The 22,939-nt window shown below is 61.0% G+C and carries 17 protein-coding genes; 7 read left to right on the forward strand and 10 right to left on the reverse strand.

What is annotated here, in order from left to right; translation table 11 throughout:
- The first annotated feature begins 60 nt into the window (after positions 1-60).
- From IFT47_RS10835 to IFT47_RS10855, 5 genes are read left to right on the forward strand one after another with little or no spacing between them, the layout of a single operon-like run.
- Positions 61-1,131, forward strand: a complete 1,071-nt coding sequence (locus IFT47_RS10835; RefSeq protein ID WP_192172671.1) for an aromatic ring-hydroxylating oxygenase subunit alpha — start codon at positions 61-63, stop codon at positions 1,129-1,131.
- Positions 1,128-2,231: a 3-oxoacyl-ACP synthase III family protein gene (locus IFT47_RS10840; protein WP_192172670.1), complete on the forward strand. Its 1,104-nt coding sequence runs from the start codon at positions 1,128-1,130 to the stop codon at positions 2,229-2,231. Before IFT47_RS10835 ends, IFT47_RS10840 begins: the two co-directional genes overlap by 4 nt.
- Complete coding sequence (locus tag IFT47_RS10845) at positions 2,232-2,993, forward strand: SDR family oxidoreductase (RefSeq protein WP_192172669.1); 762 nt, start codon at positions 2,232-2,234, stop codon at positions 2,991-2,993.
- On the forward strand, positions 2,990-3,631 hold the full coding sequence (locus IFT47_RS10850; RefSeq protein WP_192172668.1) for an acetyltransferase: 642 nt from the start codon (positions 2,990-2,992) through the stop codon (positions 3,629-3,631). The genes IFT47_RS10845 and IFT47_RS10850 overlap by 4 nt, the downstream gene beginning before the upstream one ends.
- A 7-nt stretch (positions 3,632-3,638) precedes the next feature.
- Positions 3,639-4,658, forward strand: coding sequence for a ketoacyl-ACP synthase III (locus IFT47_RS10855; RefSeq protein ID WP_192172667.1), 1,020 nt, complete (start codon positions 3,639-3,641; stop codon positions 4,656-4,658).
- A gap of 80 nt (positions 4,659-4,738) precedes the next feature.
- Here IFT47_RS10855 and IFT47_RS10860 read toward each other — a convergent pair whose 3' ends face one another.
- Positions 4,739-8,254 (reverse strand): glycosyltransferase, encoded by a 3,516-nt coding sequence (locus IFT47_RS10860; protein WP_192172666.1) that lies wholly within the window; start codon positions 8,252-8,254, stop codon positions 4,739-4,741.
- 77 nt (positions 8,255-8,331) lie between these two features.
- The gene (gene vioA, locus IFT47_RS10865) at positions 8,332-9,450 is read right to left on the reverse strand and encodes a dTDP-4-amino-4,6-dideoxy-D-glucose aminotransferase VioA (RefSeq protein WP_192172665.1); all 1,119 of its coding nucleotides are present in this window, start codon (positions 9,448-9,450) and stop codon (positions 8,332-8,334) included.
- Positions 9,451-9,803: 353 nt separating this feature from the next.
- Between vioA and IFT47_RS10870 the strand changes: the two genes are divergently transcribed.
- Positions 9,804-11,045 carry a glutamine synthetase family protein gene (locus IFT47_RS10870; protein WP_192172940.1) on the forward strand — a complete coding sequence of 414 codons (1,242 nt, stop codon included), beginning with the start codon at positions 9,804-9,806 and terminating at the stop codon, positions 11,043-11,045.
- A 54-nt stretch (positions 11,046-11,099) separates the two neighbouring features.
- Positions 11,100-12,572, forward strand: a complete 1,473-nt coding sequence (locus tag IFT47_RS10875; protein WP_192172664.1) for an MFS transporter — start codon at positions 11,100-11,102, stop codon at positions 12,570-12,572.
- Positions 12,573-12,832: 260 nt separating this feature from the next.
- On the opposite strand, the gene IFT47_RS10880 is transcribed toward IFT47_RS10875, so the two are convergent.
- The 8 genes from IFT47_RS10880 to IFT47_RS10915 form a co-directional block, all read right to left on the reverse strand.
- The gene (locus tag IFT47_RS10880) at positions 12,833-13,627 is read right to left on the reverse strand and encodes a hypothetical protein (RefSeq protein ID WP_192172663.1); all 795 of its coding nucleotides are present in this window, start codon (positions 13,625-13,627) and stop codon (positions 12,833-12,835) included.
- Positions 13,628-13,632: 5 nt separating this feature from the next.
- A complete protein-coding gene (locus IFT47_RS10885) occupies positions 13,633-14,721 on the reverse strand; it encodes an SEL1-like repeat protein (RefSeq protein ID WP_192172662.1) in 1,089 nt (362 codons plus the stop codon).
- A 50-nt stretch (positions 14,722-14,771) separates the two neighbouring features.
- On the reverse strand, positions 14,772-15,812 hold the full coding sequence (locus IFT47_RS10890; RefSeq protein WP_244655931.1) for an SEL1-like repeat protein: 1,041 nt from the start codon (positions 15,810-15,812) through the stop codon (positions 14,772-14,774).
- Between the two features lies 1 nt (position 15,813).
- Positions 15,814-17,778, reverse strand: a complete 1,965-nt coding sequence (locus tag IFT47_RS10895; protein WP_192172661.1) for a phospholipase D-like domain-containing protein — start codon at positions 17,776-17,778, stop codon at positions 15,814-15,816.
- 2 nt (positions 17,779-17,780) lie between these two features.
- Positions 17,781-20,567, reverse strand: a complete 2,787-nt coding sequence (locus tag IFT47_RS10900; protein ID WP_192172660.1) for a type VI secretion system Vgr family protein — start codon at positions 20,565-20,567, stop codon at positions 17,781-17,783.
- Complete coding sequence (locus IFT47_RS10905; RefSeq protein ID WP_192172659.1) at positions 20,564-21,547, reverse strand: hypothetical protein; 984 nt, start codon at positions 21,545-21,547, stop codon at positions 20,564-20,566. The genes IFT47_RS10900 and IFT47_RS10905 overlap by 4 nt, the downstream gene beginning before the upstream one ends.
- Before the next feature lie 8 nt (positions 21,548-21,555).
- Entirely contained in the window at positions 21,556-21,810 is a 255-nt protein-coding gene (locus tag IFT47_RS10910; protein ID WP_192172658.1) for a PAAR domain-containing protein, read from the reverse strand.
- Positions 21,811-22,146: 336 nt separating this feature from the next.
- On the reverse strand, positions 22,147-22,887 hold the full coding sequence (locus tag IFT47_RS10915; protein ID WP_192172657.1) for a flagellar brake protein: 741 nt from the start codon (positions 22,885-22,887) through the stop codon (positions 22,147-22,149).
- Between the last annotated feature and the right edge of the window lie 52 nt (positions 22,888-22,939).

Here is a 22,939-nt window from a genome sequence, read left to right on the forward strand (position 1 = left end):
GCAGCCACGCGGCCCTGGCTGTAGCGCTCTCACGCGTGACCCCGTTTTCTGGACAGACTCATGACGTGCACAGCCTCACAACGGATCGCGCCGGACCTGGTGAAAGCCTACTGGCATCCGCTTTGCCTGAAGTCGCAAGTGGCCGACGACAAGGATTTTGTGCGCTTCAATGTGCTGGATTTCGAAGTCGTGGTTTTCAATGACGCGGGCAATCTGATCGCCTTCGACAACCGCTGCCCCCACCGGGGGACGCGGTTTTTCACCGAAGACGCAGGCCAGCAACGGATTCTGTGTCCCTATCACGGCTGGAACTACGCCGCCGGACAGCTGCGCATCCCTGACGCCAAGCGTTTCGTCGGTTGTGACATCGGCAGCGCCAGCCTGAATTTCTTCAAGCTGGCGACCTGTGGCGAGCTGGTGTTTTTTGCCATCGAACCCCGGGCGTCGCTGCCTGACCAGTTGGGTCAGCACATCTTCACCTTGCTTGAGCAGACCACCCCGGATTTGAACAAGCCCTCGGATTTCAATCGCTACGTGTTTGAAGCCGACTGGCCGATTGCCCTGGAAAACGCCCTCGAGCCGTACCACATCCCCCTCGTGCACCGGGACACCCTCGCGACCCTGAAACTGGGCATCGGCGAGAATGTGTTTTACGGCGAGAACTCCATCTGGTACGCCCCGGTGGAGAACGAGAAAGTCGCCCGACGGCTGGAAAGCCTGTCGCGCTTTTTCACCCCGAGGGAGGCCTACGCGGGGTACGTGAGCCTCTTTCTGTATCCGTTTTCGATGCTGTCCTCGACTTACGGTTACTCGTGGTCGATGCAGAATTTCTTTCCTTCTGCACAACCCGACCGGACCTGGTTCACCAGCCAGCTGTACCCGCTGCGGGCCGCGTCCGAGCGATACGACGAGATCGTGTCCACGTTCATGACGTCCACGGCCGAGAACAACCGGACCGTGTTCGAAGAAGATCACACCATCTGCAAACGAATTCCTGGCGACACCTGGTCCTGGAATGCCCCGCGGTATTACAGCTCGCTGGAAGCCAAGCTTCTGCATTTTCGGGCGTCCTGCGCGGAGTGGGCACGACAGGCCGGTGCCGTCACAACGGTTGACGAGGAACGGGTATGAGTAGCGTCACTGGCAGTAGCGCTGACGCAGTGCGCAGCATTGCCAACGTCAAAATCAGGGGCATCGCCTGTGCGCTGCCCAAGGGCGTGTCGGATGTCGCGGACCTGACCGGGCGCTTCGGCGACGAGAGCATCGCCAAGATCATGGCCAGCACCGGCATCGAGCGCCGGCATGTGGTGCAGGACGAATGCACGTCGGACCTGTGTGTCGAGGCGGCCGAGCGTCTGTTGGCGGATCTGGCCATCGACAAAACGTCCATCGACACGCTGATCTTCATCACCCAGACCCCGGACTACGTGCTCCCGGCCACCGCCTGCACCTTGCAACGGCGCCTCGGTTTGCCGGTCACCACCGCCGCGCTCGATGTGAACATGGGCTGCTCGGGTTACGTGTATGGACTGTGGATGGCGTCGGCGATGATCGCCGGTGGCGGCAGCCGACGCGTACTGCTGCTGGTCGGCGACACCATCAGCAAACTGGTAGCGCCGGGCGATCGCTCGGTGGCCGCGCTGTTTGGCGATGCCGGTTCCGCCACGTTGCTCGACCACGATGACACCGTTGCCGGCGCGCCTTTCGTGCTTGGCACCGATGGCCGTGGCGAGAAGAACCTTATCGTGCCCGGCGGCGGGTTTCGTGACCGCAAGGGGGCCGATGGCTCCACCAGTGAAGACGATGTGCGTGGCCCGTTCGACCTGTACATGAACGGCACCGAGATCTTTGCCTTCACCCTGGCCCGCGTGCCGGGGCTGGTGCGCACCCTGGAAAAGCACGCCGAGGAACAGCAACGCTCCATCGACAAATATGTGTTCCATCAGGCCAACCGCTTCATGCTCGAGCACTTGTCGAAGAAGACCAAGTTGCCGGCGGAAAAGGTCGTGCTCAATCTGCAGAACGTCGGCAACACCAGCAGCGCGTCGATTCCCTTGGCGTTGAGTCTTGGCGCGAATGCGGCCACGGCCGACAGCGGCTCGACCCTGCACGGCCAGCACTTGCTCGCCGGTTTCGGCGTGGGGTATTCGTGGGCCGGTTGCATCGTCGATCTCGACAACACGTGGATCAGCCCGCTGACGCTGGTCGGCACAGACAGTAGCGAGGCGTAAGTGCAGAGCAATCCTTTTTCCCTGGACGGCATGTCCATCCTGGTCACCGGCGCGTCTTCCGGGATCGGCCGTGAAGTGGCGATCTGGCTGAGCCGACAGGGCGCACGAATCGTCGCCGTGGCCCGTGACGCTCAACGCCTGGAAGAAACCCTGAGCCAGTTGCAAGGCGAAGGGCATTCGGTCGAAGTCTTTGATTTTCTGGGTGGCGGCGATGTCTCCGCCTGGCTGAAAGCACTGTCGCGCAACGGCTCGCCATTCGACGGTCTGGTGCATGCGGCAGGCGTGCAATTGCCGCTGCCGATTCGGGCCATGGGCCTGGATCACTGGGAAACCATTTTCGCCACCAACGTCACGTCCGGTTTTTCCCTGATCAAGGCGTTCAGGCAAAAAGGCGTGTGCCGCAACCCGTCGAGCATCGTCATGCTGTCGTCGGTCATGGCTCAGGTCGCCCAACCCGCGTTGATCGGTTACTGCGCGAGCAAGGGCGCGGTTGAATCCATGGTTCGCGCCGCCGCCCTTGAGCTGGCGCGGGAAGGCATTCGCGTCAACGCCATTGCGCCCGGCGTGATCAAAACCGAAATGGCGGAGAAACTCGAAGGCCTGGTCGGCGAAGACGCCATGGCCGCCATCGAACGCAAACATCCGCTGGGGCTCGGTCATCCGCTGGACGTGGCCTACGCCGTCAATTATCTGCTGTCACCGGCCGCGCGCTGGGTCACGGGTACGTCGCTGGTTGTCGATGGAGGTTACCTGGCCGAATGAACACCAAAAAACTCATTATCGTCGGCGCAGGCGGGCTGGGCCGTGAGGTCCATTCCTGGCTCAAGGACTGGGTCGAGCACAACCCGGATTACGTCATTGGCGGCTTCATTGATGACGGGAGCCTGTCGCTCAATCGCTTCAATCATTACGCCGACATCCTCTCGACCATCGACGCCTACGAACCGGCGGACGATGAGCTGCTGCTCTGCGCCATCGGCAAGCCCGCCGACAAGAAGTACGTGGTGGAAAAGCTGCTGGCCAAGGGCGCGGCGTTCTTCACGCTGATTCACCCGACGGCCATCGTTGGCGAGAACGTGACGATCGGGCAGGGCGTGCTGGTCTGTCCGTTTTCGGTGCTGTCGGTTGATCTGGTCGTTGGCGATTTCGTCACGATCAACTCGCTGTGCACCGTCGGCCATGACACCGTCATCGGCCAGTTCTCGACCCTCAGCGGGCACTGTGATCTGACCGGCGGCGCGGTGCTGGAAGACGAAGTGTTCCTCGGTTCGCGCGCCTCCGTGCTGCCCAAGGTGCGCGTCGGAAAAGGGGCTGTGGTCGGCGCCGGCAGCGTGGTGCTGCGGGCGGTCAAACCCGGCAGCGTGGTTTTCGGTGTGCCGGCCAAGTGCATCTCAGGATAAGAACCACATGCCTACCTACGCTCGAATCGCCGAAATCGAATACGAATTGCCCGAGGGCGTGCTCGACAACCAGATGCTGGCCGAAGCGTTTCCGGAGTGGGACGTCGACAAGATTTTCCAGAAGACCGGGATCAGCCAGCGGCACATCATTGCCGACGACGAGACCGCCTCGGACCTGGCGTTTCGCGCCTGTGAAAAACTTTTCGCCAACAGCGCCACGGCGCGAGAGCAAATCGACTGCCTGATCTACTGCACCCAAAGCCCCGATCACATGCTCCCGGCCACCGCCTGCATCCTGCAGCATCGCCTGCAACTGTCCCAGCACTGCGCCGCGTTCGATTTCAATCAGGGTTGTTCGGGGTTTATCTACGGGCTGGGCATTGCCAAGGGCTTCATCGAATCCGGCCAGTGCAAGAACGTGCTGCTGATCACCGCCGAAACCTACAGCCGCTACATCAACCCCCGAGACAAGAGCGTGCGTACGCTGTTTGGCGACGCCGCTGCGGCCACGCTCATCAAAGCGTCGGACGAGGAGGGGCCTTGCCTCGATCGTTTTCGCTACGGCAGCGACGGCGCCGGGGCGAACAACCTGATCGTACCCATGGGCGCTGCCCGCCGGCCGTTCGATGCAGAACAGATGCCCGTCGAGTACGAAGACGACAGCGGCAATGTCCGTTCGGACGCGGACCTGTACATGAACGGCCCGGCGATCTTCGAATTCTCCATGACCCGGGTCCCGGCCTTGTTCGCCTCACTGTTCGACGAGCAGTTCACGGTCGAGTCTTCCGACCTGTTCGTCTTTCACCAAGCCAACCAGTTCATGCTCGAAGCGCTGCGTCGTCGACTGAAGCTGGCGCCGGAGAAATTCATCACCGAATTCAAACACTGCGGCAACACGGTGTCGTGCAGCATTCCGATTGCGCTGAAAGAGTCCCTGAAGAAAGGCCAGGTGCAACCCGGCAGCGTGATCACGGCGGTGGGGTTCGGCGTGGGGTATTCGTGGGGTGGCTGCGTGATTCGCTGGTGAGCGAAGGCGTCACCCTCCGGCGCGTAAGGTGACTGTTCAGCCGCACGCAAAAAGGGCTCCACGAAGGAGCCCTTTTTTATTCAGCGGTCCAGCAACACCTGGAGCCAGCGCTGCAGATACGCCTCATCCATAATCCAGTCACTCATCACGCGCTGCTTCAATGCCTGCCCGAGTCGTTTTGATTCGTCCAGATCGTTGAGGTGCTGGTCGATCGCGTCGGTCCAGTCGGCAGTCGTGTTGTGTACCCGCGTCAGCGGCAGATTGTTGCGCAGGCCCTGCACGTCGGTGGCGATGACCGGATAGCCACAGGCGCCGAATTCCAGTGCCAGGCGGCAGCTTCTGTATTCGCCGAACACGTCGTCGCCGGCGGGAATCAGGGCGAGGTCCAGGTCGAGACACGCCAGCACGCCGGGATACAGGACACCTTCCACCGGGCTGCGCCATTCATGAACATAAGGGCGCAGGGCCTGCGGGCACGGGCCCATGATAATCCACTCGACCCGGTCGGCGAAGGCCTTGATCACGTCCGCAATCAACGCCAGATCGTTCACCTCAGCCTGCGTGCCGACCCAGCCGATCCGTGGCTTGTCGTGGGGCAGCGAATGGCACTGCACTCGCCGCCAGTGCTCGCTCAGCCGGGTTTCGATGACGTCAATGTGCGGATGCAATGCGCTTAGTTCGTCGGCCAGCCCTGTGCTGGACACCACCACCTTGTCCATCAGCGCAAGGCTGGCCTCGAGACCGGCACGCACCTGTTGCGCTGAAGGCGCGCCGGACAATCGCTCGGCTGACGGCGGGTATTGATCCATGTCGCACAGGCGCAGCGCCTGGCTGTGAGCCTTGATCGTGCGGATGTCGTCAAGGGACGCTTCGCTCAAGGGGCATTGGAGAATCAACGCTTCCGGACGCAGGCGGGCGAACTCGCCGAGGGTCAGGACGTCAGGCACGGACACATGCTCTATGAGCAGCGCGTCAGCGAGGGTGTCCAGCGCACCGTTCAGGCGTTGGCTCCCCGGGCAGAGGTCGTTCAGGTGGGACAGCACGATCGGCACGGGGCGCCAGCTCAGCGGCCGCCAGGTCAGCGCGGTGTTGGTTTCCAGCTGCAGGCCCTGGGCGCGGGCTGAAAAATTGTCGTTGTACGCAGGGTCATGGGCGATGTACTTCAGCCATTTGGTGTACAACGCGTGCTTTGCGTGTTCATCCGGCGCTTCGGCCTGGGCCGCTTCGTGAAGCAGCACCACGTGGGGCGTCCAGACAATCAACCGCCCGGACTCCTTCACGCGCAGGCACAGGTCGACGCCGCGATGACGATTGTTCAGCGCGCCCTCGTCCAGCCCGTCCGCCGCATCAAACAATACCCGACTGATCATCAGGCACGCATCGCTGACCGCGCTGTAATTCTGATCCACCGTCAGCCGCTGCATGTAGCCTTCGCTGGCGCCGCTCTGGCCGCGGAACGCCGGGGTGACCGGCTCGTGCAGGCCAAGGATCAGGCCCGCGTGGCGGATCGTGTTGTCCGGCGCCAGCAGTTTTGCGCCGACGATGCCGACTTCCGGCCGCTGCGCATGATTGAGCAGGTTGTCGAGCCAGTCGCCGTGCAACACGGTGGTACTGTTGTCGAGCAGCAACAAGTACTCGCCGGTCGCCTGGCGTGCGGCGCTGTTGTAGAGGGCAGAGCGGTCGAATTCGCCGGGATGACGCAGCACGCGCACCTGCTCCAGCCCCATGGCCGCGACGCCATTCAGCCAGTCAACGGCCTCAGGCGTCTGGCTGTCGTTGTCGACGATGAGGATCTCGTAATTCGGGTACGTGGTTTTTTCCAGAATGCTCTCGACGCACCGCTGCAGGAGCAGGATCTGATCCCGGGTGGCGATGATAATCGAGACCTTGGGCCGGCCCGCGTGGCCGTACTTGATCTGGTATTGCCGGGGCCGCGTCTCAATCACCTGGCCGTTTTCATAGCCCCGGGCGAGCAAGTGGCGCTGCAGCGTTCGCGTTTCATCGGGGTTCGATTCGCGTGCGTCAGGTCGATAGGTGACCAAGGGCTCGGCAATGTGTTCGAGGCCGCCCATGCCATCGTGCTCGATCAGGCGAAGGATCAGGTCCAGCTCAAGGGCCTGAGGGTAGTGCGGGTCGAATCGGCCGGCATCGATGACCGAATAGCGGTTGAACATCCAGTGCTTGCTGGTGACGGCGGGGCAACTGAGCAGATAGTCGAGGCTGAAGTCCGGCCGCAGCATGACTTCCGACGTGTCGTCCTGGGGCTGGGCGATTTCATCGGCGAACAGGGCCCGGGTAGTCGGCCCTTCGCTGATCTTGACCGCTGCCTTGAACAATCCGGCCACGCTCACGGTCGCGCCTGCGTCGAGCATCAGGAACCAGTCGAAACCCTGTTCGTCCATCAGTCGGTTGAGCTGCGGCGCGGGGTTGTGCCCCGTCACCGGCAGATAAATGGCGGGACTCTCCGCCACGGGTTGCGGCGTGTCACGGCTGCCGTCGTAGAGCACGAATACGCTCGGGGGCATCCAGCCGCGGGTGGCGGCTTCGACGCTGACCAGGGTCTTGATCAGCGCCTGCTGCCGATTGTGAAGGTCGCAAATGATGACCGCAAAGGTCGGCGCGCCATTGTGCTGCTGGAAGTACTGCACGATGTGCGGCTTCTGCGGCCCGGCGGGGCGTCGCTGCCAGGCCCACTCCAGAATCTGGTCCTGGCGGATCTCCGACGAGGATTTCTGCAGAAACCAGGCTCGCAGGTTAAAGGGCGCGAAGTTCTCCCGGTCACGCAGGGGGGCGACCTTTACGTCGCCGTTGTCAGCCAGCTCGCGCAGCCATCCCAGCTCTTTGGTGATGCGGTAATAGTTGGCGTGACCTTCTTTGGCGATCTGCGGCGTGGCCCTGGCGATGCTGCTGCTCTGGGTGTCGGTCATGCGGAAGCGCGACAGCGGTCGGCCGAGCAGGGCCAGATTGCCTTCTCGGAGCAGCTTGACGTACAGGCTCATATCGCCAAGCCAGTGAATAGGCAGACCTTTGAGCGACATGATGTCCTGACCATACGCCAACACGCTGTCGCGCCGGCACATGACCGAGCTGGGTTCACCCATGAAGGTCAACGGCAGCTCCGAGAGCAGCGCCACCAGCTCCGGCCCGTGTATGACCACGTCTTCCTGGAACGGGAAAAACGTCAGGACGTTATCACGCAGAACGTCGCCTTTCTCGTTGATCAGTCGACGGGTGGCCGCCGCCAGGGTGATGTCCGGGTAACCGTGCAGCACGTCGACCAGCGCGCTTACACACTCGGGCTCCAGCAGGTCGTCGTCGTAGAGAAACTTGATGTACTCGCCCCGCGCCTCCCTGACCCCGCGTGCGCCGTTCAGCGCCTCGCCCAGCGAATCTTCGTTGTAGAAATAACGAACGGGAAACGGGCTGTCAGGGGTCAGTTGATCCACCAGCGCGCGAATGCCGCCGTCACGACAGTCGTCGCAGATCACGATCTCCAGCTGATCGTAATCCTGGGCGAAGGCACTGCGCAGCGCCAACTCGAAGTACGTGGGCTTGTAGGCGGGAATGACGATGCTGACCAGGCGTGAAGCGCTCATCGGGTTACCTTGCGACGGATGACGGGCGCCGGTTCACGCTCATGGGGGCGGACCGGCGATGTGAATGTGGGCGCGGCTCAGCGGTGCTCGGCCAGCACCGTCTGCATGATCGCGATAATGCGGGCGAATTCATCCGGGGTGAGGCTATCGAAGATCGGCAGGCACAGAACCCGATTCGACACGTCGCTCGCCACCTGCAGGCGGTCCGGTTTGGCGGATTCCAGGCTGCGGTACATCGGGAACGACGAGATCAACGGGTAGAAATAGCGCCGGACCAGAATGTCCTGCTCGCGAAAGCGCTCGAACAAGGCGTCTCGGCTGATGGGGAAGGCGTCGCCCACCAGCACCGGGAAGTACGAATAGTTGTGGTGCTCGCCGGGGCTCCAGAGCAAATCGATGCCCGGTATTTGCGTCAGTGCTTCGCGGTACATCGAATCAATCTGCTTTCTGCGTTCCAGCGCGCCATCGATGTAGTTGAGCTGCAACAGGCCGAACGCGGCGTTGATCTCGCTCATCTTGCCGTTGATGCCGGGGGCAACGACGGTCACTTCATCGGCGAAACCGAAGTTCTTCAGGTAATCGATGCGTTTTTTGGTTTTCGCGTCCGGGCAGACAATCGCGCCGCCCTCGAAGGTGTTGAAGACTTTGGTGGCGTGGAAACTGAGCACCGACAGGTCGCCGTTGCGCAGCAGGCTCTGCCCCTGGTGCTGCACACCGAAGGCGTGGGCGGCGTCGTAGATCACTTTCAGGCCATAGCGGTCGGCGATTTGCTGGATGCGGTCGACGTCACACGGCATGCCATAGCAATGCACCGGCATGATGGCCGTGGTCGCCGGGGTGATGGCCTCTTCGATGCGGTCAGGGTCGAGATTGAAGGTGCCCGGCGCGATGTCGACGAACACCGGTTTGAGCCCGTTCCACAGCAGCGAGTGGGCGGTGGCAACGAACGAGTAGGGCGTGGTGATGACTTCGCCGGTCACACGCAACGCCTGCAACGCCGTGAGCAGCGCCAGCGTGCCGTTGGAAAACAGGCACAAGTGGTCGACGCCCAGGTACGCGGCCAGGTCTTTCTCCAGCTTTTCATGGAAAGGCCCGGCGTTGGTCAAGCGCTTGCTGTCCCATATCTGCTGCAGATAGGGCATGAACTCTTCCAGCGGAGGCAGCAGCGGCTGGGTGACCGGGATCGTTTTACTCATAAGCTTCCTGTGCTCTCTGACGCGCTGCGGGCTGTGCGCGTTGACGCACGGCGGAACGCCCGCGCTGTGATGGCTGGCGTCGTCGAACGCTCGCCGTCATCGAAATGGCGTTTGCGGCGCTATGGCACCGAAAAAGCAAGAAGCCGGCCAACCCGCCGTGCGGCAAAGATGCGCTTGATATTCCGAACGCCTGACGCTTATTTTGTACGCCTTGCCGCCCTGCGGCCTGCCCCATAAAAAGGATTTGAGTCATGAGTAGCGATGACCACCATTCACTCGCGCAGCGACTGATGGGCATTGATGAAATTGAATGCGTCACGCCGGATCTGAACGGCGTGCCACGAGGGAAGGTGATGACCGGGGAGGGCTTTCTCGAGGGCCGTCGGTTGCAGCTGGCGCGGGGCGTGCTCCTGCAATGCATCATGGGCGGCTATCCGCCGTCGAAATTCTACGGCAGCGACGATGGCGACCTGGCCCTGATTGCCGACCCGCAGCAGATTCACCGTCTGCCGTGGAGCGACGAGCCTCGCGCTCTGGCAATCTGCGACGCCGACGAGCTCGACGGCCAGCCGTCCCCGCTATCCACCCGCGGTCAGCTCAAGTCGGTGATCGCCCGCTACGCCTGGCATGGCTGGTCACCGGTGGTGGCCACTGAGCTTGAGTTCTTCGTCTTCGCCGCCAACCCGGATCCGAGCCAGCCCTTCCAGCCGCCGGTCGGTCTGGACGGTCGTCGCGAGGACGGCCAGTCGGCGTTCAGCATCAGTTCCAACAACGGCCTGCGGCCTTTCTTCAAGGAAGTCCATGCCTGCATGGCGGCGTTGGGCCTGCCCCGCGACACCGTCATGCACGAGATGGGCGTCAGCCAGTTCGAGATCAATCTGCTGCACGGCGATCCGCTGCTGCTCGCCGACCAGACCTTTCTGTTCAAACACATGCTCAAGGAAGTCGCGCTCAAGCACGGCCTGATCGTGGTGTGCATGGCCAAACCGCTGGCGCACACCCCCGGCAGTTCGATGCACATTCACCAGAGCGTGGTCGCGACCACCACCGGCCAGAACATCTTCAGCGACGATCAGGGAGAGGCCACTGAGCTGTTCCATCACTTCATCGGCGGGCAGCAGGCGGCGATGGCTGATTTCACCGCGTTGTTTGCGCCCAACGTCAACTCCTATCAGCGCCTTTGCCATCCGTTCGCCTCGCCGAACAACGCGTGCTGGTCCCACGACAATCGTTCGGCGGGCCTGCGCATTCCGGCCAGCGCACCGGTCGCCCGTCGGGTCGAAAACCGTCTGCCAGGCGCCGACGCCAACCCGTATCTGGCCATTGCGGCCAGTCTGGCTGCGGGGCTTTATGGTATCGAGCACGCGCTGGAACCGTCGCCGCCGATCCAGGGCGAATTCGTTGTGCCCGATAATCTGTCGTTGCCATGTACCCTGCACGCTGCCCTGGAACGTCTGACTCGCAGCTCGTTGGCCAAGGAACTGTTTGGTGCCGAATTCATCGAAGGCTACGTCGCGTCGAAGACCCTGGAACTGACCAGCTTCTTCAACGAAATCACCCCCTGGGAGCGCCGCGTTCTGGCCGCTCAGGCTTAAGAATCGCTGTTCGGAAATCCTCTGAAGCCGGGGATTTCCGTTTTTTGGAAAGCTATGCGCCAAATCTGGAAGTCCTTTCGAGCGCTGTATTTTGCCTCGCTGATGATGTTGATCGGCTCGGGCCTGCTCAGCACCTACCTTGCCTTGCGTCTGGCCGCCGATCAGGTGGATGGCCTGTGGGTGGGTGCGTTGATGGCCGCGAACTATGTCGGTTTGGCCCTGGGCGGCAAGATCGGCCACCGGCTGATCGGCCGGATCGGGCATATCCGTGCGTACGCGACCTGCGCCGGGATCGTCGGCGCGGCGGTCCTGGGCCACGGTCTGTTCGACTACCTGCCGGCGTGGATCTTCCTGCGGATGATTGTCGGCCTGGGCATGATGTGCCAGTACATGGTCATCGAGAGCTGGCTCAACGAACAGGCCTCGCCCAAGCAGCGCGGCACGGTGTTCAGCCTGTACATGATCGCGTCGTACCTGGGGCTGGTGCTCGGCCAGCTGATTCTGGTCATCCACCCGCAACTGGGCCCTGAGCTGCTGATGCTCGTGGCGATGTGTTTTGCGCTCTGCCTCGTGCCCGTGGCAATGACCCGCAGCATTCACCCGGCGCCGATGCACCCGGCACCGCTGGAACCGCTGTTCTTCATGCGCCGGGTGCCGCAATCCCTGACCACCGTGTTGAGCGCCGGCATGATCATCGGCTCGTTCTACGGTCTGGCGCCGTTGTATGCCGCGCAACAGGGGCTGTCGACCGAGCATGTCGGCCTGTTTATGGCCAGCTGCATCGGCGCGGGCCTTATCGTGCAAGGACCGCTGGGCAAGCTGTCAGACCGCTACGACCGCGCCTGGCTGATTCGCGGCGTAGCAGGTTTGCTGGTGCTGGCCTCGCTGCCCTTGGCGATCCTCCCCAGCGTGCCGATGGAGCTGTTGCTGGCGGTGGGATTCCTGGCCTCGCTGCTGCAGTTTTCCCTGTACCCGCTGGCCGTGGCCTTCTCCAACGACCACGTCGAAGGCGAACGCCGCGTGTCCCTGACCGCCATGCTGCTGATGACCTACGGCGTCGGCGCCAGTGTCGGCCCCCTGGTGTCCGGCGTGCTGATGAAGATGTTCGGCAGCAACATGCTCTACGCCTTCGTCTGCTTCGTGGCGCTGGTGCTGGTGCTGCGTATTCGTCCAAAAGCCGTCACCAACCTGCACCAGGTCGAAGATGCCCCGCTGCACCACATCGCGATGCCCGACAGCATGTCCAGCTCCCCGCTGGTGGTTGCCCTTGACCCTCGGGTTGATGAGCAGGTGGTGCAGGATCAGATGCAGGACGTTGAGCCTGAGGTTTCGTCGGATGTGGCGCCGGATATGGCGGCTGAATCTGAAGTGCAGCCAGAGATGGTGGAGCGGGTTGTGGCGTCGGGTGAGGGCGTTGTGCGTCCGGTGGCGATTATGGATGAGGAAGTGGCTGCTGAACCTGATGCGGCTGGGCCGGAGGAGGCGGTTGAAGTGCGTCGGGATGTCGGGGTGGATCGGCCTTTGTGATGGGGCCTGGCTGATTCCGACCCCGCCGAGTGCATCTGCTTTACCGCTAAACCTGTAGGAGCGACCGGGGTGGCGGTCCACCTTGCCCGCGAAGGCGCAATGTAAGTGACATGGATTTCGCCTGGCCTGGCGCATTTGCGAGCAAGGTGGAGCGCCACCCCGGTCGCTCCTACAGTTGATCTCCATTCAACTGCCGATCAGTCGCGCGCTGAACCTGCGGTGCGCTTGCTCAAGAATGCGGTGCATCATCCGGCAAAACTCTACGGGGTAGATCCGGCCTCCAGCAGCCACTGCAGGAATGAATCCCAAGGGCTATCCTCGTATTCCCCGAATGTTTGCCTGTTACGTTCGGCGCAGTCACGCAGCGTTTTGGCAAACTGCGGCTCGCCTTCACGCGTCAGCAGGTCTGCCATTTTCGACAAAGCATCCGGATCGCCATTGAGAGCGGCCCGCCACCTGAGTGACGTTCCAAGACCCGCCGGATCAAAATCCGGTCCCTCAGAATGTGTGACTAAAATATCCGCCAGTAGGTTATGTCCCGCTGGAACCTTGTTTTGTAGGAGCCAGGCCACCAGCGGGACGGCGTAGAGAGGGTAGCCTTCGTCAAGATTCAAAGTCACCAGGCGCGCAGCGGCTCGCCAATAACCTTCTCGAGCCGCCTCAACATAGTTAAATCTGGCCATAGGCCCGGAAGCGGGCTTTTCCGCTTCGTCGAACGCGGCCAGTGCGAATTTGCTTGGTTTCTTCAGGCTGATAGGGGTACAGGAGAAGTATTTATCGTCAACCGTGGCTTCAGGCGTCCTTATCCAGATTTCTTGATCCCGGATGGCGTCCCTAATCACTCCCGACACCGCTTGCTCGCTGATAGATTCGAAAACCCACTCCGCGCTTGCATAGTCTAGATCGAGAAGCGGATTCCAGTTAAAGACGTACGAAGCAGCGCCGGGTGATTTAATAATAAATGGTTGGTTACCGAATTGGCTTATCGCAAGAAAGCTCATCACTGAGATTGACGCAAGCACGAAGCACAAGAGTTTGTTCGATCGTTTAGTCATGAATTTTAATCCCAGCTACGCCATTGCAATTTCTTTCTGATAGCCTTGAGCTTCAGTCTTAACGGGCTCAACCGCAATCCGGTTGTTGGACTGAGATCTTTTCGTCTGCTCATTTCATTAATCGTTAACTTACTTGGCGCTAACGGCGTAATGGCTGCATCACGAGCACGCTTCCATTGAAATGTCTCGTCCCAGACGGGAAGTTTTGTTGGGGGAAGTGGAACGATTTCGTCGATGTCCAGCACTTGGGGATCAAGATTTTTGTACCTGGTTAGAAAGCGTGCAATAAGTTTGTATCGCCGATCTCCCTCAACACGTTCGTCCGGATTAAACATCCTGGAGTCCCTCTCAAGTCCGCTGCCGTAATCAGTGCTCGCTAAAGCAGATGCGCTTTCGACGTCTCCAAATTTAGTGGCGGTACGAAGGGCGAGCAGCGCTTGTTCAAAATCCCCTTTGTTGGAGCTGATCTCAAAGTACTGATTTGCGGCATCAACACTGCCTTGTGCCATAGCGCAGCGCAGCATGGATAATGCAACAAAGCTGTTTTTAGACGATTGAAGTAGTGATTGTGCTGTCAGGAATTGTGCTTCCGGATTGCCCAAGTCAGCCGCGCGTCTGATGTAGTAGCGCGCAGCCGAACTGTCCTGTTGCACTCCATATCCGGACTCAAGATAAAGCCCCATATCGTAATAGCCCCTGGGGTTGCCATGGGCTAATAGGTGCTTCACCAGACCTATAGCTTCTTCGGCTGGCCTCTCAGCAGTGGTCTTGCCCTGTGTTAGCAAGGCTTGCAAGCCCCTCGCTGCACGATAATCACCATAGGCAGCGGCAATTCGATAGTAACGTGCAATTTGATCGAAATCCTTCGGACCTCTCACTTGGGAGAGGTGCCGTCCAAACTGGTAAAAGGCATCCTCGTGAGGACTGATGTGTTGTAGCCAGTCCGGCTCCTGCACGCACTCAAACTTCGGGTTTCTGGACACAGCATTGTAATCGGTGAAGTCAGGGACGAAGCTTTTTGATTCTTCGACTTTGGTGTCGCAGCCGCTCAGAGATAGCGCTATTAGCAACCCTGCTGATCCGAGGTAGTTCATATCAGTCCTTGTATTTACTATTTGCTTTTATTGCTCATCAGCGAGGTGTATTACCTCAACCCACTCAACGGCCAGCCTGTGGCTGGATCGAGTTGCTTCTCCTCACACATCCGCGCGATCAGTTCTTTGCTGGGTGGCGACGGAGTCACGGCTGCGTCGCGCTTGCGCTTCCATTCGAATGTTTCGTCCCAATCGGGAAGTTTGGCTGGGGGGAGGGGTGCGATCTGATCGATGTCGGGGACTTTGGCGCCGAGGTGTTCGTATCTGTCTAAAAAGGCTTCGATCAGTCGATACCGCCTGGACCGCTCGGTGTCTTTATTGAGTGCGAGATAGTGAAGTCTGTTTTCAGGCTCTACGCCGTTGAATGCGTTTTTGAGCGTCATTGCGGTTAAGGAGTCACCCGATTTAACTGCTAGTTGATAAGCACGCAGTGCCTCCGGAAAATCTCCCTGATTTTGCTTCAAAGCACCATATTCTCCTGCGGCTTTAAGGTGGCCTTGTTCCATTGCACACTTGCGCATTTGAGATGCAACTTTTCCCCCTCCTTTAAGCTGAAAAAGTTGCTCGGCGACATAGTATTGCGCGTCCGGATTTCCTAAGTCGGCCGAGCGCCTAAAGTAGTAGCGCGCAGCTGACCTGTCTTGGCTGACTCCGTATCCTAGCTCTAGATAGTGGCCCATGTCGTAGTAAGCTCCAGGAATATTTAACTCCATGAATTCCTCCGCTAGGTTGATCGTTTCGCGTGCCGGATGCGAAGCATTCGTCATTCCTTGTGATAGCAATGCTTGGAGATTGGTCGCGGCACGATAGTGACCATGCGCGGCAGCAATTCGGTAGAATCGTGCGGCGAGGTTGAAATCTTTCGGTCCCTTTACCTGGGTTAAATGCAGCGCGTAGCGATATAGAGTTTGCGCGTCTGGATGCAATCCCGGTAATGCGTCAGATTCATGCACGCAAGTAAATTCTAGACGTTTGAACGCAACATCGTAGTCAGCCTTTTCAGGAATAAAATATGTCACAGGTTCGTCCCTCATGTCGCAACCGTTTGCGGAAAGCGCCAGTACCAGTAGTCCGTAAAGTTTGATGTTCATTTCAATCTATGTTCTTACGGCTAGGGCTGGTTCGTAAAAATTCAACTAGGGAACATACCGGTTTTTGGTTGGTAGCACCCTGCTCTTGCCCATGCGCTAACTTATTTGCTCTGATTCTCTCACCCCACGCTTTAAACGCTTCACTGATATCCCCTACATCCTCCTTCCCTGTATGCAACCCCCACAACTGCCTCCTCAACGGCCGCGCCACCGCCGGATCCTCGACGCATATATTCAACTCGCTGTCCGAGCTCATACTCCGCTCATTGATATTCGCCGAGCCCAGCGTGGTAAACACGTCATCAACAATCATCAGCTTGCTATGGATATACACTTCCAGCCAGTTATCAGGCGGGGAGTCGGGGGCGACGAGTGTGCAGATATGGACTTTCAATCCCGGGACTTCTGTCGGAGTAATAGGCGCTTTTCTCTCCTGGTGAATTTTCCCCGCCAGCTCTTTGTATTGCCTGACCAGTTCATCCCGTTCGATTTCCAACCGTTCGATGGGTCCATCAAGCCTGCCCATTGCGTCCGCCCGGTCGTAATAGGCCGTCAATTTGCGTAACGCAGCAAAGTGCTCCTCGCGCAGCGCATCGAGCTTCGCCTGCCAGTAATCATCGTGTTCGAGACGCGCCACAGAGGGCATGACTTCACTGCGGCCCAACTGACGAAGCATGCGAAACGTGCCGAGGGCGCCGTCGGCCATGCCCTCGTCGGAGGAGTTGGTGACGACGAACAAATGCAGGTACCCGTGTTCGCCGGGGTCGCGGCCGCCTTCGGCATGGCGCCGGGCGATGTCGACAACGGCGTCGGCGAATGGCTTCCAGCGGAAGTACTGGTTCTCGATGTAGATGAACTGGGTCGCGTTGTTCACCGCTTGCAGGTACATCGTCCGGATGTCGCGCTTGCCGGCCTCGGTCTGAGTGCGCAGCACTTGCGCCATCATCGGCGGCCCGAAACCCTTGCGCGGTTTGAGATTGGCGGCGAGGGGCTCACGGGCGGTCTGCAGGTCAATGCCGGTTGCTTTAAGCCAGGCCTGGGTGAAGTTGGCGTTCAGGTCCTGGAGCACCGGGCCGGTGACGCGGCTGGATATGTCCTGGCGCGGCGTAGAACCGTTGCGGCCGGACACATCATCCGCAGGAGCATAGGCGTGGTCGTCGCGGTCCCAGTAAGGGTCGAGCATGTTGTGGCCCATGACGAACCCGACCGCGCGGTCAGCGTGTTCGTAGTCCACCAGCACCATTTTTTGGTGATGGGTGGGGATCACCGACATCGCCGCCGCCTTGCCGGCGGCCTCAAGCTCTGCCGCGCCTTGCTCTCGGGAGCGGGTCCATATTTGGTAGGCAATCTCCGCTCGGTCGGCCAGGCCCAGGTCGCGGACCGCAAACTCGATGTTTTCGAAAGGCCGCGCGCCCGCCTTGAACAGTTCTTGTGCCAGTAACTTGGTTAACCGGAAGCCCTTCAGTCCGGGGAACACCCTCTCCACCAGCGAAGTGGCACCGGTGTCAGGGGGTGAGGCGCGGCGGTACCATTCCCAGTCATACGCTTGCTGCCACATGGATCGCCAGTCGCCGGCGTGCGATGCAATAGAGGCCACGTTGCGGCCCGGCGTCATGTTCTCCGCGAACATCGCAGTCAGGTGCGCGCTGTCGGACCAGCACAGCACGCGCACCTTCACGCCAAGGGAGGCTTTATTGACCAGCAATTCGCCGATGCACTGCGGCTGATCACCGCCGCGCTTGAAATACATCGAAGGCTGAAACCCCCAGCAGATGATCTCGACCGAATGCTTCGCGGCCATGATCGCGTCGTGGACGGCGCCGAATGCTCGTTCGCCATTCACCAGCGGCTCGAAGGTCGCAGGCTTGGGCGAATACTCGCTGCACTCGACCATCCAGCGCTGATTCATGACAGCTGATGAGGTCTGGCGGGTGGCGATGGGGCAGGTGATGCTGGGTGTGTTCATCTTCAGGCTTCCGTGTCTGGACCATTGAGGCGGTCGTAGTCTTCGCGGTACTGACTGGGTGCTTCGCCCGAACCGGGCGTCAGGCTGTGTTGATGGCGATGCAGGCCGCGGTTGGCGCGGGCGCCGTTGTCCTGATCGCCGAGGTAATCGCCGCTGACCGGGATGTCATAGCTGGCGCCGTTGGCCAGTTCGACGCGGTAGCGCGAGCGAGATACCCGGTGCTCGACGCTTATTTTCCCGTCGCTCGACATCACACCCTTTTCAATCTCAACCCCGTCGGCGAAGACCGTGTAAGGCATGCCGGTCCACGGCTGGTGACTGGCGGCGCTGCTTTGCCCGGCCAGCAGGGTCAGCGTCTGACCCGCCGTGCTTTGCGGCCACGGCGTCTGCTCGCGGTCCATCTGGCTGGCGTTGCCGATGGTTTTCTTCGCCGCCTTGATGTCGATGGTGCCGGGCGCGTGAATCTGGATATCGCCGTTCTTGAGGCGGATAAAGGCACCGCCGCAGGTCAGCAGAATTTCCTCCTGGGCAGCGATCTCGATGGTTCGCGCGGTGGAAGTGATGCGCACGCTGTCTTTGGCGGTCAGCTCGATGGCGTCGTCCTGGGCCTGAATCTCAACCTTGCCCTTGGCCGCGAACAGCTTCGCCCCGGCGTCGCGGGCAAACAGGCTGATGCTGCGACCCACACTGACCAGCAGCGAGCGTGCACTGGCGAGGTTGATGTCTTCACCGCTGGAGAGGCTGGTGTGGCGGCCGCTGTGCAACTGGATGTTCTCCGGCGTGACAACGGCGATGTCGGCGGGCGCCGAGGCGACGATCAGCGGCGCGTCATAGCCCTGAGAGGTCGCATTGCCCTGGCGGTGGGAATGCGTGGCGGCCTGATGCAGACGGTTCAGGTTGTCGACCCCTTCCTCCAGCGACAGGGCATTGTGCTGAGCGGCGTTGTCGGATAGGGCCGTCATCCGCTGCAAGGCGTCGCTTAACTGCTGGCTGGCCTCGCTGCTGTCCAGATGCCCGCTTTGTGCCTTGGTGCGCCGCCAGGTGCTGAGGTACAAACCCTGCGGCGCCCGAATGGCGCCGGAGGCATCGGTGCGCAATTCAAACCCGTCACCGCGCCACGCGCCGCGGTCATTGCCCTGTTGATCGACCAGGCAGCCGAGGTTCAGTTGGCTGTGGCCGTGACTGCTGTGGATCTGCGTGCGCAACTGCGCCGTGGTGTCGTCCATCACCCATTGGTTGTAACCGAGCCCGTCGATTTCCTGGCTTTTGTAGCCGCTCATCCGGCCCGTGGAATGCCACGCCGGTTTGTCGCCGCCGTAGACCTGGCCGAGGATCAGCGGGCGGTCGATGTCGTTGTCGAGAAAGGTGACCACCACTTCTTCACCTGCCCGCGGCACGTAGACACTGCCCCAACCGGCGCCGCTGCTGTTTTGCAGCATGCGCAGCCAGCAACTGGGTGCTTTTTCCGGTGATCGGAGGCGGTCCCAGTGAAAGCGCACGCACACCCGATTCAGCGCGTCGGTCTGCAATGGCCCGCCGTTGGGCGCCACGACCACGGCGGTCTGCGGCCCGGGGTTAGCAGGCTTTTGGTGTTCGAAGGCACTGCGGTACGGGACGTCCAGGCGTTGAGCCTCGAACGCGTTGCAATAAAATCCTTCGCCTTTCTCGGACGGCTTGTCGGCGCCCAGCTCTTTCAGGCGCGATTGCAGGCTGCCGGGCCGTTCACGGCGCGTCAGTGCAACGGGTAAATTGCTTTGCGCGAAGAAATCGACGGCGATCAGCAGAAACGTACGGCGTTTAGCGGGCCCGTCCTCATACAGCGGATGCCCGCGCAGCTCGAACCCGTGACCCGGGAGCATGTGCCGGACGCCGCCATGGCCGGTGATGCGCCGCGCGGCTGATTCCACCTGCTCGATTTGCACCCGTGTCTGCCAGTTGCCATCGTCTTCGCTGTGCCACGCGTACTGGCCTCGGTATTTGTAGCGTTCCAGCGTCTTCGCTGCCCCCGGTGGATTAAGGCCCATGGAGCGGGCAGACAGCGGCTGGCGGTGAGCGCGGTAGTTATTGCTGCTCCACAGAACGTGGCCATTCAGCAGCGTGTCGGCCTGACTCCATTCCACGATGCTGTCGTGATCCAGCGCGGCCGTCTGGGTGTGAAAAGGCAGCGCTTCCGGCTCCAGCGGCGGCAGGTCAAGGACGCTGTCGACGAACACAATCCGGTGCTGGTCAGCCTCATGGACGACGTACCAATAGATGCCGGCCTGCTCGCACCAGCGCTGCACAAAGTGGGCGTCGCTTTCGTTGAACTGGGTGACGTAGGACTGCGGCGGGTGCTCGTGGCGCAAGTTGAATTCATAGCGGCCTTGCGCCTGGGGATGCCCTCGGAATACGTCGGTGAAGATGTCGATCAACGTCATGTCTTGCCAGATGCGGCAATCCTGGCGGTATTCCAGCAGGCTGAACCACGGCGCGAATTCGAGCTGCCAGTCCTGCAAACTACCGTCGCTGCCGAGGTAGCGCGCGCTGCCCACGAAGCCGTGTTTGTAACTGTGGCTGCCGTCGGCGCCCTTGATGGCGAGGCGAACCGGCTCGCCGATCAATTGATGGGGGTCGAGGCGTGTCGACTCGCTGACGACATCCACGCAGTAACGCGGGTTTCGGCCGAGTCGCTCGACCCCATGGACGCGCACGGCCAGCAGCGGCTCGGTCAGTGGCGTCGCGAGTTCGAGCAGGCGTCCTTCCTGGCTGATGCCAGTGAGGTTGAAGGCAGAGTGTGTTGCGAAGGTCATGTCGGACTTCCTGTCGGGGCAGTGGGCACGGTACGGGGGGTAGCGATGATTGATCCGCTGCTTGAATCGCTGTCGGTAAGGTCCATCACCCATTGGGCCTGGCCGGAGGCGGCGCGGGCCGCCAGGCAGCCGAGGGCCATCCGCGTCCATTCGGCAGCCACGGTCCCGACCTGGCCGCACAGCGACGGGGCCTGAAACTGCTGATTGAAGGTCTGCTCGGGGGCGGTATTCGCGGTATCGGTCCGCGCGTCCCGCTTGAGTGAAACGAGGGATCCCACCTCACCCAGGGGCGCCGGAGCCGCAACGTGTGCGTTGGCCGGCAGAGTGGCCCAGCTGTCGAGGCTCAGGCACAGGTGATTGGGCATGCTCAGGTTGCTGGACAGCAATTCGGCAAGCCACGGCCCCGGTGCCTGGCCGGCGATACGGAAACCGCCGCCGGGCAGCCACGCCTGGGGCCACACACTCACCACGGTCTCGAACCAGACCAGTGGATCGACATGGGACGGCGTGAACAGATGCACTTCAACCTGCGTCCAGTCCGCAACTCGCTCGAGCAGCGGGCACTGGGTCAGGGTCGCCTGCAGCAGTTCCATGGCGCGGGCGAGCGGGTTGATCGAGGGCAGAGGAACCGCGTCGATCTCGATCCGCCGCAACAGTCGGCGCGAGCCGTTGGCAGCCATCAGCCTTGAATCGTGGCTCAGCGCGTTCGCGTGCCTGGGGATGTCCTGGACAGGTAACTGCTGGTCCAGGGAGTGCCCGGGCAATCGGAGCCAGACGTCCTCGACGCTGACGCTCTGCGCGCAGAAATCACCTCGGGGTTTGGCCCGGTCCAGCAGGCGCTGGGCGGCTTCCTGCGCCAGGCGCTTTTCGGAAATTCGGTCGTACATGCTGCGCGGTGGCGCCACGTACTGCTGCGGGACGGCGGGGGGTGGCAGCTGCGCAGGTTTGCCGAGCAGCCGTTTCAAAAAGGAATATTTCATGACGACCCCTACAGGATGCAGCAGTCATCGTGGGTCGCGACGAGGGCGTCGCCGCACAGCAGGCGATCCCCGTCGCGGGCAATGGGCCGATCATCGACGAGGCAGGTTTCATCCCCTTCGGCGATTGCACAGGGGCCGTGAAAGCAGAGCACTCCGTCGCCGTGACGGGCGACTTCGAGACCGTGCAGGAACGTGGAGGGCGAGCCTTGAATGACTCGACCGCCTTTGAGGGTGGGGTCGTTGAGAACGATGATGGGGCGCATGACGAAACTTCCCTGAGATGTGGCCGCGGCGAGCGTCCATGCTCCGGTGCGTTTGAGCCGCGAAATTAACACAGGGTCAGGGCCTTGAAAGTGGCACAGATTTTTTCAAGACGCGTCCTACTTTGGCGCGGTGAAGAGTCCTACACGCGGGCGTGATGAGGTTCGCATTTTGATCGAACAGGCGTGGGTTGGAGGGGGGTGGAGCGGGGCGGGAGGCGTTGTGGGAAGGGATCAGGACGCGCTATTGGATGTGCGCGTTATGGGGGAGGCGATAGAAGCGGATGTCGGCAACCGGCCAGCACGTTCTGAAACGCGCCAGCCGGTCATCACAAACGATCAGAAATCGTCGTCTTTGTCGAAGCGTCGCGCTTCGCGCTGCAGCTGATACACGAAACGCTCGACCTGACGCTGCACCAATCCACTCATGTTGTGGAAGCGCACACCGGCGAACGTGGTGTTGATCCTTTCTTCGAAGTGCAGATAGCGCAGTTCGACCGGCGTGGTCATGTTGCCGAAGGGCAGGGAGGCGATGAAGCGCTCATAGACCTGGCCCAGTTGCATGCGCTCGGAGATATCGCCCTCAAAGCGCAGCTTGCAGCCGGTGGCGGAGACATCCAGCAGTTTGCCGCGCAACGGAAATTTGAGCCGGTCGCCGCCAATCTCGACATCAATCAGCGAAGCCAGCTTCAAGGCCGCGCGAAACGCGTTACGGCGCTGGTGATAGACGACTTCTTCAGGGAGAGGGCCGCGATAGCTGCGCGGCTCTTCGATCACGGTCAGCTGGGCTTTGCTTTCCCAGGCGATGCGCACACCGTCGTGAAAACCTTCGACCCGGAAGGGCTCACCGCTGGCAAGGAAACGCTCGCCATCTCGGGGGATCATCTCGTCGAAAATGACCTGATTGGTGTCACGGTCGACGTCGATCACGTAACTCTGAAAACGCTGGGTGCGTTCGTGAAACGTGATGATCAACGGGTCATGACTTTCCATCAGCAGCCGCAGATTGGCGGCGATTTCCAACGGGGTGGTCAGTACCTTCGGGGGCTGCGGAACATCGTCCGCGCTTGAGGCATTCACGGTCTATCCATCTCCAGGCAAATAACGGCAGCGTGCAGCGTGCGGCATATTG

The organism is Pseudomonas sp. CFBP 13711 (assembly GCF_014842265.1).
GTDB lineage: Bacteria > Pseudomonadota > Gammaproteobacteria > Pseudomonadales > Pseudomonadaceae > Aquipseudomonas.